Source organism: Roseibium alexandrii DFL-11 (assembly GCF_000158095.2).
In the GTDB taxonomy this organism is placed as follows: Bacteria; Pseudomonadota; Alphaproteobacteria; order Rhizobiales; family Stappiaceae; genus Roseibium; species Roseibium alexandrii.
In genome coordinates this window covers 1618525-1635559 of the sequence record NZ_CM011002.1, presented here as the reverse complement: position 1 = coordinate 1635559, position 17035 = coordinate 1618525, and the positions used below count along the sequence as shown (strand labels likewise).

Genomic DNA, 17035 nt, shown 5'->3' with positions numbered 1-17035 from the left:
GCATCCTAAGACGCCCCATTCCGTTTAACCAAGGACTATTGCGCCCCGCCAGGCTGACTCAGCTTTTCCATCACTTTATCGAGACTGAAGGACGCAGCTTCTTGGCGCGGCGGATATTCCTGGAAGGTTGCCAGGAACTTGCCAACATATTGCTGCGCCGGAACAAGCAAATAAGCCCGGTCAATCATCCAGTCATAATAGGTGTTGGATGTCCGGTAGGCGCGCTCATAAGGATCGCGGCGCAAGTTGGTGATCAAGGGGACGCGGAGCGGGGTTAAGGGCTCCATCCAGGCGCGGAAGGTTGCCCAGGCTTTCTGTTCCAGGAACGTGATTTTCCAATTGGCGTAACGAAGCGCGGCCAGATCGCCATCGTCAGTGAAGTAGAAAATCTCGTCGCGCGGGCTTTCCTCCACTTCACCCTGTAAGAGCGGCAGGATGTTGTATCCGTCGAGATGTACCCGGTAATCCCGGCCCATTGTGTCCGAGGACACGCCTTCAAGCAGGTCTTCTTTCACGGTCTCGTTGCCCGCCGCAGCCAGGAAGGTCGGCAGCCAGTCCATGTGATGGACAATCTCGTTCGACACCGTGCCCGGCTGTATCTGCCCCGGCCAGCGTACCATCGCCGGTACTCGCCATGCGCCTTCCCACTGAGTGTTTTTCTCGCCCCAGAACGGGGTCATTCCCGCATCAGGCCAGGTGTTCATGTGCGGGCCATTGTCGGTGGAATAAAATACAATGGTGTTGTCTGCGATACCAAGATCATCGAGCTTGTCGAGGAACTGACCTATGTGCATATCGTGCTCGATCATGCCGGCGGTGTATTCATCCGCAACGCCATCGGTCAGACCGTTCGCGGTTTCACGCATCTCATCTTTGACGTGGGTTCGGAAGTGCATTCGAGTGCCGTTCCACCAGACAAACCACGGCGTGCCTTCGGCTGTCTTTTCCTCAATGAAGGCAAGCGCAGCTTCTGACGTTTCATCGTCGACGACCTTTTGGCGTTCGATGTTGAGCGGGCCGGTATCTTCAATGTCCTGAGTTACCGTGCCGCCATCGTAAGAAGCAGAAGAGCGGATCACGCCGCGCGGACCAAAGGCCTCCAGGAACGTGCGGCCATCCGGCAGAACTGCATCGCGCGGGTAGTCCTCGTTTTCGGGCTCCTCTTCGGCGTTCAGGTGATAGAGATTACCGAAAAACTGGTCGAAACCGTGGTTGGTCGGCAGGTGTTCGTCCCTGTCACCCAAGTGATTTTTGCCGAACTGTCCGGTCGCGTAGCCTTCATCTTTCAGAAGCGCTGCAATGGTCGGATCTTCAATCTGCATGCCTTCGTCTGCACCCGGCAGCCCAACTTTGGAGAGCCCGGTGCGGAACACGGATTGCCCCATGATGAAGGACGACCGGCCGGCAGTACACGACTGTTCGGCATAGTAGTCGGTGAACATTACGCCTTCCTTGGCAACTCGGTCGATGTTGGGCGTTTGATAGCCCATAAGGCCGAAGGTGTAGGCGGAGATGTTCGATTGCCCGATATCGTCACCCCAGATGACCAGGATATTGGGCTTTGTGTCCTGTGCTGCTGCCGGGGTCATCCCGGTGACAGCCAGGGGAACGAGAGAAAGAGTCAAAACCTTCAATCGCTTGGAGATATTCAGAGAATGCATGGAACCTCGCAATCCGTGAGGTGATGGGAACGTGCCAATGTGTCACCAAAGCAATTTTCAGCGCACGTGCACAGTTTATGCGCAACTTCCGTTCGTTGGGAAGGGTGAAAATAACGCAACGTTATTTCAAGGGAGGTGGTGCGTGCCGACACCGGTGGCCCCGTACCAAAACATTGCTAGCGTTGAAAAATCGCATGTGACCGGCTGCCGCATGGCGTGTCGCCGCACTTCACCGGATTCACATTGAGTAGGTGAAATCCCTGATCCATATGATGAGTCAGCGATCAACCACAACCAGGCCTTCGGGCCGGGAAAGAGCCATGGAAGAACTTCTTCTCAGCCGTATCCAGTTTGCGGCCAACATCTCGTTCCACATCCTGTTCCCGACGATCACCATCGCGCTGGGGTGGGTTCTGCTGTTCTTCAAACTGAGGTTCAACGCGACCGGGGATGACCGCTGGATGGCGGCATACATGTTCTGGGTAAAGATCTTTGCCCTCTCTTTTGGCCTCGGTGTTGTAAGCGGCATCACGATGAGCTTCCAGTTCGGCACCAACTGGCCGGGCTTCATGGAAACGGTCGGCAACGTCGCCGGTCCGCTGCTCGCATACGAAGTTCTGACAGCCTTCTTCCTTGAGGCGGCCTTCCTTGGGATCATGCTGTTTGGGGCTTCGCGCGTCCCGAATTGGCTGCACACGCTTGCAACCTTTCTTGTCGCGTTCGGAACCACCGTCAGCGCGTTTTGGATCCTTGTCCTGAATTCCTGGATGCATACACCGACCGGTTTTGAGCTGCGCGATGGGATCGTGCATGCCACAGATTGGTGGGCGATCATTTTCAACCCGTCCATGCCCTACCGGTTGGCGCACATGCTGCTCGCAAGCGGCTTGACCGTTGCCTTCCTCATTCTTGGCATCTCGGCGTTCCGCCGTTTGATCGGCGATCAGTCCAAAGGTGTTCGCGTGACCTTCAAAACCGGCGCGTGGATGGCTGCTATCCTTATCCCGGTACAGATCTATGCAGGTGATCTGCATGGCCTCAATACACTGGAGAACCAGCCGCAGAAGGTCGCGGCCATGGAAGGCAACTGGGATACCTCGTCTCACGTTCCGCTTTTGCTCTTCGCCCTCCCGGACGAGGAGAAGCGACAGAACGATTTTGAGATCGGCATTCCGAGCGGCGCGTCGCTCATCCTCAAACACGATCCGGCTGGTGTGGTTCCGGGCCTGAACGATTTTTATGCCGAGGATGGAACCGCGCTTCACCCGCCAGTGGCCCCGGTCTTCTGGTCCTTCCGCGTGATGGTTGGGACAGGTGTACTGATGCTCGTCATGAGCTGGGCGACTGTCATCATGATGCGCCGGAACAGCGGTGTGGACGGCTTGAACCCGTGGTTGCTGCGTGGCCTCGTTGGCATGACCTTTTCCGGCTGGCTGGCAACACTCGCAGGCTGGTACACCACGGAAATCGGCCGTCAGCCCTGGCTGGTTCAAGGTGTCCTGACAACCGAGGCGGCTGTTGCGGATGTCCCGGCGCCCATGGTTGCGACAACCCTTGCCGCTTACCTGATCGTCTATGCGGTTCTGCTGGTGGCCTACATCACAGTCATCTTCCGGCTGGCCCGCAAAGCGAGCAACCCTGAAGATACAAGGCCGCACTCTGGTGCTGCCCAAGTGGCCCTCGTCCCGGCGGAGTAAGACAAAATGACCTTTTTTGGTGATCCAACCGTCTGGTTGCCGCTGGCCTTCGCCGCTCTCATGGGCATCTCGATCCTCGTCTATGTCGTGCTCGACGGCTTTGACCTTGGGGTGGGCATTCTTCTGCCCTTGGGGGATGAGCAAGAAAAAGATCGCATGATCGCGGCGATTGGCCCCTTTTGGGATGCCAATGAAACCTGGCTGGTGCTCGCGGTGGGGCTGTTGCTTGTGGCCTTTCCGGTCGCCCACGGCGTGATCCTGACCGCGCTTTACCTCCCCGTGGCAGTCATGCTGATCGGGCTCATTTTGCGCGGCGTTGCGTTCGAGTTTCGCGCAAAGACCACCGGCAAGCAGAAGCATCGCTGGAACCAGGCGTTCTTCTTTGGCTCTATGTCAGCCTCGCTCGCGCAGGGGTATATGCTCGGCCTCTACATCATGGGCCTGGAACACACTCCAGCAACAGTCGCTTTCGGCGTATTGACCGCGCTCTGTCTGACGGCTGGTTACGGCTTTATCGGTGCGACCTGGCTGATCATCAAATCCGAAGGCACCTTGCAGATGAAGGCGATCCGTTGGGCGCGGACGCGGCTTTGGGGTGTGGTCTTGGGCTTTGGGGCGATCTCGCTGGCAAGCCCGTTGGTGAGCGAACGGATCTTTGAAAAATGGTTCTCATTCCCCTCGATGATCCTGCTGGCGCCCCTGCCGTTGATGTCGGCCCTTTTGGTGTTCATCCTGTACACAGCGCTGCAGCACCTGCCGGCGAAAGACGACAAGTGGGCGTGGGTGCCATTCACGGCAACGGCTAGCCTGTTCCTCCTGGCATTCGCAGGTCTCGCTTATTCCTTCTACCCCTACGTGGTGCCGGAACAGCTGACCCTTTATGAAAGCGCAAGCGCCCCCGAAAGCCTGTTTATCATTCTGGTGGGAGCCTTGTTCGTGCTGCCGGTGATCATCGGCTACACAATCCTCGCCTACACCGTCTTCCGCGGCAAGGCGACGGAATTGCGCTACGATTAATTGTCACTAAGAGGGGCAGGACTAGATCATCGGGTGTTTTGTTTGAAACGCCCAAAGATGCTCGACCACTTAAAAGCGATCAGCCTTGGGCGTGAAATCGATCCTGATTTAACGCCCGCTGATCTGGGACGAGGTCGGCGGATGTTCAACCGGGTTCTGTTGAACATCCAATAGCTGATCGATTTTAAGTGGTCGGGCATCTGTGTGCGTTTTCCTGAACGCACGATGCTCTAGGCCGGTGCTGCCCTTTCTCCATCCGCGGCGTTTTCAGAACCGGTTGTTTCAAGGGCATGAATGGCAAGGCTTTGCCCGGCTTCCTGCATGGTCAGATAGGTTTGGTCCGCCCCGGCTTCGGTGATTTGTGCCACATGATCGGCATGCAGGGCATGGCTGACGATCGTGCCGGAAAAGCCACTGGCCCGCAGCATGCGTGCTGCGATCAGTTTGGCCTCGAGATCGTCCATCGCCAAGACGGCGGCGGTGATCTTGGTGAGGTCGACGCTGTTCCAGAAATTGCTGTCTTCTGCGTCTGCAAAGATTGCATTTCGGCCAGCCTCGGCATGTCCCTCGACCTTGTAGATATCCGCATCCAGACCGATTGGGCGATGTCCTTTTTCAATGAGAGCATTGTATGCGGCGGTCCCGGTGCGCCCCATCCCGAATACCAGGATGTCCGCGTCTCCAAGGTCTTTGGGTTGTTCGTCCGGGTGACGCGTCGACAGTTCAAACCGTTGCAATTGAGGTTCGAACCTTTCGAAGATCTGGTGCGCGAAGCGATTGAGGGGCGCTGCAATCAGGAAGGACACCGACACGGCAATCGCAAGAGGGACGAGATAGTCCTGAGCGGCGGGGATCCCGGCTGCGACGATCAAGCCGAATTCACTATAGGCGGTTAGCGACAAGGCGGTGACGAAGGAGGTTCTTGCCCGGAGTTTGAAAGCGATCAGGACGGCAAAAAACAGGATGCCTTTGACGGGCAACAGTGCTGCCAGAACCAACGCAAAGATGATCGCATTCCAGTCCGGCAGCCCGGACATTCCGATCGACAGGAAGAAGCCGATCAGGAATACTTCCTTGAGCGCCCAAAGTGAGCTGGACAACTCACCCGCCCGGGGATGACCGGAGAGCAGAAGCCCCATAACGAGGGCACCGATCTCGCCTTTCAATCCGATGATCTCGAAACCGACACCGCCGATCACAAGGCTGAGCATCATGCCGGCCAACAACAAGACTTCGTCGTGCCCGGCAAGATCTAGCAACTTGAACAGGACTGGCCTCAGCAACGGCGTCGCGAAAATTAAAAGAGCCCATGGGCCTGGCAGCTTGCCTGCGAAGATAGCCAAAACCACCAGCGCGATAATGTCTTGCACGATCAGGATGCCGATGGCGGTCCGCCCATGGAATGTTCCAAGTTCGCGCTTGGCCTCAAGGATTTTTGCCGACAGCACGGTGGAGGAAAAGGCGAGGGCGATGCCAACAAGCAGCGCACCCATCCATTCGGATGTGAAGAGCAGCCAAATGATCGGTGTGAATACACCAATGGACACGATAAAGTGGATCAGCGCGCCGCCAACCACTTGCGGTTCGGTGATCTGCCGCAACTTCATTTTCAGACCGATGGTGAACAGCAGCATCAGAACGCCGAGTTCTGCGATGTATTCAAGAATTGGACCCGTTTCACCGGGCATGCCAAAGCGCGGTCCGATCAAGTTGATGAAAAAGCCTGCAGCAAGAAAACCGACTAGGGGCGGGAGGCCCACCTGCCTGACAGCAAGGCCGAACACGAACGCTGTTCCGATCGCAAAGACTTCAAAGTGCATGCCGGTCTCACCTGTTGGTTCGTGCCCTAACGGTAGGCGTTAAGTCTCGGGCGATTCCCTGAGCACTTCAATCGTCTTGGGCAGTTTCAATCACAGGGCCCGGGTGCGCGACTTCGAACCGATAACCAGGTCTTTCAATTGGAAAGACATCGGACCCCTGGATTGGCCCACCGTGAGGAGAAGGCAAAGGGCCGAAAGACCCTTAGCATCTTGAGGGATGGCCAACCCGTCAGTTCACTTCGCGCGTGGGTGTCTCACCCTTGGCCTGTTCTTGAAGACCAAGAACGTCTTCGAGTGCTGTCTGAAAGCGGTCAACGACGCCATCGGCCGTCTCCAGATTGAAGGCGAAGTTCAGGCTTACAGTATCGGCAAGAAACACCGGTTCGAACTCGGTGGGGTCTATCCCTGCCTTGGTCGCGAGCCTTGCAAAGTTTTTCCATTGGATCGGGATGAAATCGATCCGGTCGGCGGCCAGCATTTTGACATTGAAAATGCCTTGACTGTTGAACGTCGTGTTTTCTTCCGGAATACCGTGCCGCTTTGCAAAAACCGCACTGGCTCCATCAATTACAACGCCGACCTTGTATTGATGGAGGTCTTCTGACCTTTCGATTTCAAAGTTCCGCTCCTTCTTGCCGATGAAATAGGAGTCGAACTTGAGTATCGGGCCTGCCCATTTGAACAGGCGTTCCCGTTCGGGCGTCCGGCCCGTGGAAAACAGAACCGTGTTCGCATCAACCTGAGCTTCGCGAAATGCGCGTGCCCAAGGAAGGAATACAATGTCCTCTCGTGTTTGGGTTGACCCAACTTTTTCAAGGATCTTCTCCAAGAGATCGGCTGTTTGACCCTTGACCACGTCATCTTCGACATAGTGGTAGGGCTTCCAGTCTTCTGAAAAAAGCTTGAGTTCTGGAAAAGCGGTCGCGGCTTGAACCGGCGACCCATTGGACACTGCTGCAGTGAGAAGCAAACCGGCAGCAACGACCGCTTGCCATCGACGTGACAAGCCACTCACAATTCGCTTCGCTGCTTTTGGATCTGACATCTACTGCTTCATCCAACCATGCTATGGAAGCATTAACCGGTAACACCTATAGAAGTTAAAAGTCTGAGCTTTAAAAAGTAAATAATATCGGCGTCACAAAGTCGTTTAGTTTGAAGAAATCATAGGGGAGGGTTTTGAGAATCTACGTGTATTTTAAAATTACATTACTCTGGGTGTTAGAAGCATCATTTTTAGGCAAATTGACTTGCCAATAACGCGAGCAAATAGTGGCAGGTTTCGTGCGGCAGACTTCACGGGTCTGTCACTTCCAGGACTTCGCCGGTGTTCAGGCGTTTGATGAAATCAACCCGGTTTCCACTCCAGTGATAGCTGAAATGCGAGGATTGGAGAGGGACCGAAACGACATCCGGCCAGAATGCGCCCAGACATTCACCGCCCGGACACCGGACGCTGTTCCAGACAAGGCCATCGCTGCCTGAGGCTCGGATCTCGGCGCCGGCCTTCTGGGAGAGACTGTAATCGGAAACATGAAGGACACCCGGCAGATCATTGACGTCTGTCAGGTCCGCGTCGACAGATCCAACCAGAAGCCGGAACTGAGAGGTCCATCCGGCGTCCTCGCGTGTTGAGGCCATGAATCGTGCGTGATGATAAATCGTCTCCGCGAGAGCCACGTCCTCTGAATTGCCCGCGTAGTAAATCCCGTAGCTGCCATCGGAAAACCGGCCGGGTCTCAGCGGAGAGCAATGGACAAACGGTGCCATGACATAGCTGACCCCGGGGCCTGAAATCCGGCGATGCACCGGAACTTTGCCAAGGTCGCCGATTTCGCCGCGCACGCGCGGATTGGTTTTTGCTTCGACCGAAGCCAGAGCTTCCCAGTCTTTTGGGTCGGCGATGTCTTCAAACAAATCAATGGGAGGGTAGAGGGAGCGGATAATACGAAAGGTTCGCGCCCACGTTACGCGCCGGATATGTGGCATGGCCTACCATACCCCACGCTCGGCGTTCAGCCAGCGGCGCAGGCTTTCAAGGTCGGACATTTCACCGCGCAGCATGACATCGAGGGCAGATTTGCCCTCAAAAGCGTCATTTTCCTTCTTCACCCAGGCGTACCCACGCTTTGGCTCGTTGAAGAGGTGGCGGATGCCTTTGTGTATTCCCATCAGGTGCCCCATGCGCATTTTGCGGTCCCGGTCTACGCGGCCAATGTCCCCCCGCTTCCAGCGGTCCCATGTGCTTTGCGACATGTCGCCCAGCAGCGTGCGGGATTGCGCATCACTCAAGCCCCAGGACTTGAAGAGGTTGATCGTCGCGCGCGCCAACGCGCCGGCTTCATCGTCCGTGATGACCGGGTTCTGTGCATGTGCTGGCGTCGATGTTATCGGTTGCAAGTTCAACTCAAACTCCATCATTTGACGGTATATTATACTATATGTGTCAAATGACAATTGTGGTGATAAATTTCAAGCGAGTCCGTGGGACTGCTTTCCTTATTCACATGGGAGATCGATCCCCATCACGGGTCTGGCGTTTCAACCTCAAAAAACGAAAACCCACCCGATCGTCTCCGAAGGGCGGGTTCTTTGGTTTTTGGGCGCGGCTCCCGGCTAAGGTCTTAGCTGCAGCCGGAAGTACTGCCGCAGGTGTCGCATTTCAGGCAGGTGCCGTTGCGCACCATGGTGAAGTTGCCGCATTCCGCGCAGCTTTCGCCTTCATAGCCTTTCATCCGCGCCTGGGCGATCTGCTGGGCGGCTGTGCCGACCTGCGGGGCAGGGGACACTTCAACGGCAACCGCCGCTTCCGCACCGCGGGCAAAGGCGGTTGCCACAGCCGACGTCTGTGCTGCCGGGGTGCCGGCGAGCTCTGCCGTGATAGCCTGGGTGACCTCACCTGCCGGCTCATCGGAGACCAGGCGGAACCGCTCGGTCTGTCCGCGGACGAGGCCATGGGACACCATACCGTTGTCCTTCTTGTCCTTCATGGTTCCAGCCGAAACCTTGTCACCGCTGAAGACCTCCGGCGGGACATGGGCCAGTTCGTGGCGGCCGAGATAGGACACGGCCAGCTCGCGGAAGATATAGTCAAGGATCGACGTTGCGTTCTTGATCGCATCGTTGCCCTGGACCATGCCGGCCGGCTCGAACTTGGTGAAGGTGAAAGCGTCGACATACTCTTCGAGCGGCACGCCATATTGAAGGCCGAGCGAGACGGAGATAGCGAAGTTGTTGATGAACGCGCGGAGAGCAGAGCCTTCCTTGTTCATGTCGATGAAGATTTCACCGAGACGGCCGTCTTCATATTCGCCGGTCCGCAGGAACACGGTGTGTCCGCCGATCTTGGCCTTCTGGGTGTAGCCCTTGCGGCGGGTCGGCAGTTTTTCCTGCTCGCGCACCACACGTTCCACGATCCGCTCCACAATGCGTTCGGCAACAACCTCGGCCTTTGCTGCCATCGGCAGGGCTGCGATTTCTTCCGCCGCATCTTCGGCTTCATCGTCGTCGTCGCTGAGAAGTTGGGAGTTGAGCGGCTGGCTGAGCTTGGAGCCATCGCGGTAAAGCGCGTTGGCTTTCAGCGCAAGCTTCCAGGAGAGCATGTAAGCTTCCTTGCAGTCCTCAACGGTCGCATCGTTCGGCATGTTGATCGTCTTGGAGATCGCCCCGGAGATGAACGGCTGGGCTGCAGCCATCATGCGGATGTGGCTTTCAACGCTCAAGAACCGCTTGCCGATGCGCCCGCACGGGTTGGCGCAGTCGAACACGGGGTAGTGTTCTTCCTTCAGGAATGGCGCGCCTTCCAAGGTCATGGCGCCGCACACATGGGTGTTGGCGGCTTCGATGTCGGCCTTGGAGAAGCCAAGGAATGACAGCAGTTCGAATTCCGGATCTTCCAGCTGCTCGTCGGTAACGCCGAGCGCCTTCAACTGATCGTCGCCAAGCGTCCAGCGGTTGAAGACGAACTTGATGTCGAAGGCGGACTTCATGCCGTCCTTCAGCTTGGCAAGGCTTTCATCGGTAAAGCCCTTGGTCTTCAGCGAGGCCGGGTTGATGCCCGGTGCCTGATCAATGGAGCCATGGCCCACGGCGTAAGCTTCAATCTCGCCAATTTCGCTTTCCGAATAGCCAAGCTTGCGCAGGGCTTCTGGAACTGCGCGGTTGATGATCTTGAAGTAACCGCCGCCTGCGAGCTTCTTGAACTTCACCAGAGCAAAGTCCGGCTCAATGCCCGTCGTGTCACAGTCCATGACCAGACCGATGGTGCCGGTCGGGGCGATTACAGTTGATTGCGCGTTGCGGAAGCCGTTCTTCTCGCCGAGCTCCAGAGCACGGTCCCAGGCTTTCTTGGCGCGTTCCACCAGGATCGGTTCCGGGCAGGACGCATGGTCCAACGGCACCGGATTGGTTTTGAGGCCTTCATAGCCCTCGGCCTTACCGTGCGCAGCAAGGCGGTGATTGCGAATGACGCGCAGCATATGCTTTGCGTTTTTCTTGTAACCGGGGAACGAGCCCAGCTCACCGGCCATCTCGGCAGAGGTTGCGTAGGACACACCGGTCATGACCGCGGTGAGGGCACCACAAATGGCGCGGCCTTCGTCAGAGTCGTAGGGAATGCCAGCGGTCATCAGCAGCCCGCCGATGTTGGCATAGCCGAGACCCAGGGTGCGGAACTTGTAGGACAGCTCGGCAATTTCCTTGGACGGGAACTGCGCCATCAGGACCGAGATTTCCAGAACAATGGTCCACAGTCGGACGCCATGCTCGTAGTTGTCGATCGCAAACGAGCCGTCTTCATTGCGGAACTGCATCAGGTTCAAGGACGCCAGATTACAGGCCGTATCGTCCAGGAACATGTATTCCGAGCATGGGTTCGACGCGCGGATTTCGCCATCGGCTAGGCAGGTGTGCCAGTCGTTGATGGTGGTGTGGTACTGGAGGCCCGGATCAGCGGACGCCCAGGCTGCGTAACCGATCTGCTCCCAAAGCTCTTTCGCCTTGACCGTCTTCAGGACGGTGTCGGTCTTGCGCGCGGTCAGGTCCCACTCTTTGTCTTCGACCACAGCATTCAGGAAGCCGTCGGTGACGCGCACGGAGTTGTTGGAGTTCTGGCCGGCAACGGTGAGGTAAGCTTCGGAATCCCAATCCGTGTTGTAGGTTGGGAATTCGATCTTGGTAAAGCCCTGCTTGGCGAACTGGATGACGCGCTGGATGTAGTTCTCCGGCACCATCATCTTCTTGGCTGCGCGGATTTCGCGCTTCAGCGCCGGATTTTTCGCCGGATCAAAGCAGTCACCGTTGTCCGCTTCGCAGTTTACGCAAGCGCGCATGATGGCGGTCAGGTGCTTCTGGCAGATCTTGGAGCCGGTGACGAGAGCGGCCACCTTCTGCTCTTCCTTGACCTTCCAGTTGATGTATTCCTCGATGTCCGGATGGTCTGCGTCGACCACGACCATCTTCGCCGCGCGGCGGGTGGTGCCGCCGGACTTGATAGCGCCCGCGGCCCGGTCACCGATTTTCAGGAAACTCATCAGACCGGACGACTTGCCGCCGCCGGAGAGCTTTTCGCCTTCAGCGCGGACGTGGGAGAAGTTGGAGCCGGTGCCGGAGCCATATTTGAAGAGGCGAGCTTCACGCACCCACAGGTCCATGATGCCGCCGTCATTGACGAGGTCATCGCCAACAGACTGGATAAAGCACGCATGCGGCTGCGGGTGCTCATAAGCGGTCTTGGATTTGGTCAGCTTGCCGGTCTGGAAATCGACATAGTAGTGGCCCTGGCTCGGACCATCGATGCCATACGCCCAGTGAAGGCCGGTGTTGAACCATTGCGGGGAGTTCGGAGCGACTTTCTGAGTCGCGAGCATGTAGCGCAGTTCGTCGAAGAAGGCTTGGGCATCGGCTTCGGTGTCGAAGTAGCCACCTTTCCAGCCCCAGTAGGTCCAGGTGCCGGCGAGCCGGTCAAAAACCTGGCGGCCGTCCATTTCAGAGCCGTAGCGTTCGTCTTCCGGAAGTTTCGCAAGGGCTTTCTCGTCCGCTTCCTGCCGCCACAGCCAGGAAGGAACCGTGTTCTCTTCCACCGGCTTCAGCTTGGCCGGAACGCCGGCCTTGCGGAAATATTTTTGAGCGAGGATGTCAGATGCGACCTGAGAGAATTGTGCCGGAACCTGAATGTCCTTCAGCTGGAAGACAATCGATCCATCCGGGTTTCGGATTTCACTGGTTGCTGTCCGAAAGTCTATGCTGGCGTAAGGCGATTGGCCTTCCTTGGTGTAGCGCCGCTCGATCCGCATTTTCTCAAGTCCCCTTCAAAATCCCCGACGGTTCGCCCCGAACCGATTGATCATTTCCATATCCACCCGGCGTGGTGTCGTAATTGGCCTCTGCCGCCGGGTCTCGATCCTGTATGTCACAGACTGGATATCTGTATCTAGCGCCTCTTCGTTAATGATCCACTACATATAGTGTTCATCAACAGGTTTGTCACGACATGTAGCCAGAAGCAGGACGCACGAAACCGCGCTCAGGATCCATAGTTCGAATCCTGTACGGGTACGCTTAAAACTGGTGTTTCTGGATGACCGGAGCGCCCGGGAGAGCCTCCGCCTACGCACATCGCAATGATTAGGAAACTAAAGTAAATGAATCCTTAAGGTCAACCCGCTGACGACAACAGGTAGTGCTCATGTTGTGGGCAAGCGCAAAATCTTGTGTGTCTATGTGGATAGCGGGGACCTTGGCACTCCGGCAGTTCGGTGACTGCCGGGAACTGCCGAAACAGGCTCTAAGCCCGTGATTTCGGGCCGCGCATAGTCTGTGGATGAAGATAGCTCAAATTTTATGAAACTTTTAAGAAAATGGCATCAGTGCACTTCAACGCGGTTTAAGGCCGGTCTGGTTTAGTGATCCTGCACAAGGGATCAAGGACCGCCTTTATGAAACATCATGCTGCCTTTGGCTTGGCGATGGATGACATTGACGTTGTTGTTGTTGAAGACAGCAAGCCGATGCAAACCATCCTGCGGTCGACCCTTCTCAGCTTCAAGGTTGCGCGGGTGCGGACATTTGATTCGGTCGATGATGCTCTGGAAGCAAGCCTTGCCGAACCGCCCAATCTGATCATTACAGATTGGCGCATGGCCCCGACCACCGGGTATCAGCTGTTGCGCCTCATCCGGCACAAGCACATGGAACCGCTGTGCTTCGTGCCGATTCTATTTATTACTGCCCACGGCACGCGGCCGCTCGTCGACAAGGCTCTGCGGGCAGGGGCGCATCATGTGCTTGTAAAACCATTGTCGCCGTCGACACTCCACAAGAGAATCGAATGGGTGCTTCACGACGACCGGCCGATGGTTTTGGAAAGCTCCGGTTTCTACAACATCTATGGCATCCAGAAGCTGATGGACCAGCAGGCGGAAAAGATGAAATCGCTTGCTGCAGCCAGGGTCAACCACAGGACAGCTGTCCAGAAACGCGCCGAGGTTGACGACGTGGTCCAGGAAGCCTTCGACAAGAAACATCAGCAGCCCGAAGAACCAAAAATCATTGGACGCGGGTTTGCGCAGCGCGCAAAGAAACAGTCCGCTGCTTCGCGCCATATCAGGAATGGCCGATCAGCCTAGAGGTTGCCGTTGCCTTGCAGACCGCCAGACTTTTCCAGCTGTAAGAGTTGTAGAGGTTTGTTCGTTTGATGCCCACTGTCACGATTCGTCGAAATTCCGGGGCTTGCGGCAATGCAACACTGGACACAAGCGGCACTTGACGCCATAGTCCGGCAAAATTCCGAAGGCAGTCGTAAGCCTTTGTTGATGCGACTTGAGATCAAGGGACCTTTCAAGGGCCATGAAAAAACTTCTGCTTGAAATCTTCACCTGGTGGAACGGCCATACAATGGGCACGCGGTTCTTCACTTGGCGGAAGGGCGAGTTCGTCGGCGAAGACGAGTTCGGAAACAAGTATTACAAGGAGCGCGACGGCAAGAAGCGCTGGGTTCTCTATAATGGTCTTGCGGAAGCGTCCAGCATTCCGCCAGGCTGGCACGGCTGGATGCATCACCGGGTCGACACGGCGCCGGTCGATGAGAACTACCACGCCAAGAGCTGGCAAAAGCCGCATGAAGCCAATCATACCGGAACACCGGAAGCCTATCGCCCCCACGGTTCGATCCTGACCCCGGAAAAACGCCCCGAAGTTACCGGCGATTATCAGGCCTGGACGCCAGGCCAGTAATCCAGGTACCTATTTGTTTTTTGAGGGCTCGCTGACGCGGGCCCTTTTTCGTTTGGCTGTTTTGCAGCGCGCCGCCATTCGGCAGAAGCTGGTTGGTTCCGGACCCAGTTTGACGATCTGATCTCACAAATTGCTCCCCCATGCGTCTTTCGGACATCTCTTCTGATTTCGAGGGCAATCCGCATGATCATCACCTACTCCCGTTTGACGGATCCGCAGGCAAACCAGCAGGTTGAGCAGGTCAACGCGGACTTTGTCGGAATAAGACAGATGCTACAGACCGGTCTGCAAGACACGGCCGCTTTGTCGGACAACCAAGCCCATGCGCAAAACCTGACAGCCCTGCGCCGGCGGGCCTGTCCGCGCACGATGGTTGCACCTGAGCTGGCTGCTCAGCTGAAAACCATCGCCTTTGGTTTCAAGAAGAACAAGGATCCGGCCGGTGTCTATCCGCTTCGGGCCATGGAGGCGACCGGTGCGAACAACAGCAAGTTCATGATTGGTCTGGAGACGGAAAACAGCGATGTCGTTTTCGGTGCACAATCGCTCGATCTGATGGGGTTCATCGAAATTACGGAGTTTCGGACGTATTACTGCACGACTCGCAAATCAGAGGGCAAAGTTCAGGACCGTTATGGCACACGCTTGGTGGCGTTTTTGGTCATTGGCCGGAACCAGCAAAACGAAGACAGCTACGTTTATCTGGCATCAGGATCAGGTGCGTTTTCATCAACGGCCCTCGCGGTTCCAGCCGTTGGGCAAGATCCAACGCAAATGATTACAGCCGTTGAGAGGGCTATCTCCACGTTCAACGCCCCCAGAAACAATGACTACTACATGTTCTGGGAGATCAATGACGCCGGACTTCAGTTGTCGGCAGCCGATGGAAAAGGCAATCGGGTCGTCAACATTCGATACTCCAGCTTCGTCGGCAAGACCCGAAGCTACCTGGACAATTTCAGTCTGATTTCGGTGGTTGATACCAAAACCATGATTTCCGGGATGTTTGAGAATCTGGAGGGCCTGAGTTTTCAAATTCCGTTCAAGAAAAATCCATCCGGGTTACCAATGACCTGCACATTCGGTCATGGAGAATCCCGGAAAAACGGCACGATCGATATTTTCCAGAAAACCAAGTCCAAACAATACAGCATCCCTCAGGTGGGGATTGGAGATCTGTTCACGATTGGCTCGCCGTTTTCCTACACCAAGCAAACCATGGAGAGCTATCAGAACGAATTGGCTGTGACAACGGAGAAGACCGACAGCGTCCAGTTGACCGTTCCGGCGGAATGTTATGTGGCAAACAGCTTTCCGGCCACGCCGCTTGCCGACACGACCACCGTCATACAGTTCTCGTATTTCACGGGAGATTATGGCCTCAGGCTGACCTCTGAGAAAGCGAACAGCGATCCTGTAAGTGAGATCAACGTGCTCCGTAAAATCAGCTACATCGAACTTGCTGTTGAGGACAACACCGGGAACGCTGTGATTACAGTCGCCGGTCTTGGGAACATAGGCAATGACGGGGTTTATCCGGGTGGTGCGGATTTGGGGCAATTTCAAGAAATTCAACTGCCGTTTAGGATCGCGAAGCAGACCGGTACCTTGTTCGCGTTGAAGCAGGTGGCTGGCGGCAGCAGTTGCCAATACACATTTTCCTACAGCGAACAAAATGAGGCGATTACATACAATCAGGACAACACCAACGAGATGAACTGTACGTGTGATTATGTCAGCAGCAACGACTTCCGAACCTCTTCCAATTTCTCCATCAGCATTCCCATCAGCACGCCGGCTTTTCTATCCAGCATGGAGGGCGAGCAAGCTCAAATCGACAAGGCCCTGACGGAAACGATTATCGGATTTGTCTAGGAGGAGGCGTCGGTTTGGCCGTCCAGGATGCTGAGGATTTCAGCGCCTGTTGCCTTTGTGGAGAGCGCGTAGAAGTCGGTTTCCCGTTGCAGGGCCGAACTCAAAAGGACGTTGTATTCATCCTTCGGAACTTCGAGCGTGCCGAATTTGGCAAGGTGGCCGGTGACGAATTGTGTGTCGAGAAGCGTGTATCCGCCCTTTTTGAGCCGGGCGACCAAGTGTATCAGGCAAACCTTTGATGCATCCGTCTTGAAGGAGAACATGCTTTCTCCGAAGAAAGCACCGTTGAGGCTCACACCGTAAAGCCCGCCCACAAGATCCCCGTCCTGCCAGGCCTCGACTGTGTGGCAATGGCCCATCTCAAACAACTCACCGTAGAGCCGGCGGATCTCCCGGTTGATCCAGGTCTTTTGCCGGCCCGGCATGGGCGCAGAACATCCATCAATGACGCCCTGAAAATCAGTGCTGGTGCGGATTTCAAAGAAGTCGCCGCGGATTGTGCGCTTTAACCGGCGCGGAACATGGACAGTATCGAGCGGCAGGATACCGCGTTGTTCCGGCTCCAGCCAGAACAGGCCCGGATCGTCGGCAGATTCGGCCATCGGAAACAGCCCGCAAGCATAGGCTTTCAGCAGCACCTGGGGCGTGATCTCGAAGATGACGTCGTTCTGGTATCCGGCCATGGATCCTCTTGGTTCCTCGCGCTTGTACCGGCTTGCAGAATTCCGGTCCA

General features: G+C 56.2%; 12 protein-coding genes. 5 read left to right on the top strand and 7 right to left on the bottom strand.

The genetic code is table 11. The annotated features are described in order from the left end of the window. Positions 1-35: 35 nt before the first annotated feature. Entirely contained in the window at positions 36-1589 is a 1554-nt protein-coding gene (locus tag SADFL11_RS07545; RefSeq protein WP_008193139.1) for an arylsulfatase, read from the bottom strand. 392 nt (positions 1590-1981) lie between these two features. On the opposite strand from SADFL11_RS07545, the gene SADFL11_RS07540 reads away from it, so the two are divergent. Continuing rightward, the gene (locus SADFL11_RS07540) at positions 1982-3358 is read left to right on the top strand and encodes a cytochrome ubiquinol oxidase subunit I (RefSeq protein ID WP_008197304.1); all 1377 of its coding nucleotides are present in this window, start codon (positions 1982-1984) and stop codon (positions 3356-3358) included. Between the two features lie 6 nt (positions 3359-3364). Further along, on the top strand, positions 3365-4375 hold the full coding sequence (locus SADFL11_RS07535) for a cytochrome d ubiquinol oxidase subunit II (protein ID WP_008195635.1): 1011 nt from the start codon (positions 3365-3367) through the stop codon (positions 4373-4375). A 230-nt stretch (positions 4376-4605) separates the two neighbouring features. On the opposite strand, the gene SADFL11_RS07530 is transcribed toward SADFL11_RS07535, so the two are convergent. The 5 genes from SADFL11_RS07530 to SADFL11_RS07510 all read right to left on the bottom strand — a co-directional run bounded on the left by SADFL11_RS07530 (position 4606) and on the right by SADFL11_RS07510 (position 12488). Next, positions 4606-6195: a cation:proton antiporter domain-containing protein gene (locus tag SADFL11_RS07530; RefSeq protein WP_008196356.1), complete on the bottom strand. Its 1590-nt coding sequence runs from the start codon at positions 6193-6195 to the stop codon at positions 4606-4608. Between the two features lie 229 nt (positions 6196-6424). Continuing rightward, positions 6425-7240: a substrate-binding periplasmic protein gene (locus SADFL11_RS07525; protein ID WP_008192249.1), complete on the bottom strand. Its 816-nt coding sequence runs from the start codon at positions 7238-7240 to the stop codon at positions 6425-6427. Between the two features lie 251 nt (positions 7241-7491). Next, positions 7492-8184, bottom strand: coding sequence for an RES family NAD+ phosphorylase (locus SADFL11_RS07520; protein ID WP_040451900.1), 693 nt, complete (start codon positions 8182-8184; stop codon positions 7492-7494). Positions 8185-8187: 3 nt separating this feature from the next. Continuing rightward, entirely contained in the window at positions 8188-8601 is a 414-nt protein-coding gene (locus SADFL11_RS07515; protein WP_040453324.1) for an antitoxin Xre-like helix-turn-helix domain-containing protein, read from the bottom strand. A 218-nt stretch (positions 8602-8819) separates the two neighbouring features. After that, entirely contained in the window at positions 8820-12488 is a 3669-nt protein-coding gene (locus SADFL11_RS07510; RefSeq protein ID WP_008188697.1) for a vitamin B12-dependent ribonucleotide reductase, read from the bottom strand. Between the two features lie 642 nt (positions 12489-13130). Here SADFL11_RS07510 and SADFL11_RS07505 point away from each other — a divergent pair. The 3 genes from SADFL11_RS07505 to SADFL11_RS07495 all read left to right on the top strand — a co-directional run bounded on the left by SADFL11_RS07505 (position 13131) and on the right by SADFL11_RS07495 (position 16302). Beyond that, complete coding sequence (locus tag SADFL11_RS07505) at positions 13131-13820, top strand: response regulator (protein WP_008192990.1); 690 nt, start codon at positions 13131-13133, stop codon at positions 13818-13820. A gap of 220 nt (positions 13821-14040) precedes the next feature. Next, complete coding sequence (locus SADFL11_RS07500) at positions 14041-14427, top strand: NADH:ubiquinone oxidoreductase subunit NDUFA12 (RefSeq protein WP_008192770.1); 387 nt, start codon at positions 14041-14043, stop codon at positions 14425-14427. 183 nt (positions 14428-14610) lie between these two features. Beyond that, positions 14611-16302 carry a hypothetical protein gene (locus SADFL11_RS07495; RefSeq protein ID WP_008195883.1) on the top strand — a complete coding sequence of 564 codons (1692 nt, stop codon included), beginning with the start codon at positions 14611-14613 and terminating at the stop codon, positions 16300-16302. Here the strand turns inward: SADFL11_RS07495 and aat are convergent. Next, entirely contained in the window at positions 16299-16985 is a 687-nt protein-coding gene (aat, locus tag SADFL11_RS07490) for a leucyl/phenylalanyl-tRNA--protein transferase (RefSeq protein WP_008189264.1), read from the bottom strand. The two genes, SADFL11_RS07495 and aat, sit on opposite strands and share 4 nt — an antisense overlap. Positions 16986-17035: the final 50 nt, after the last annotated feature.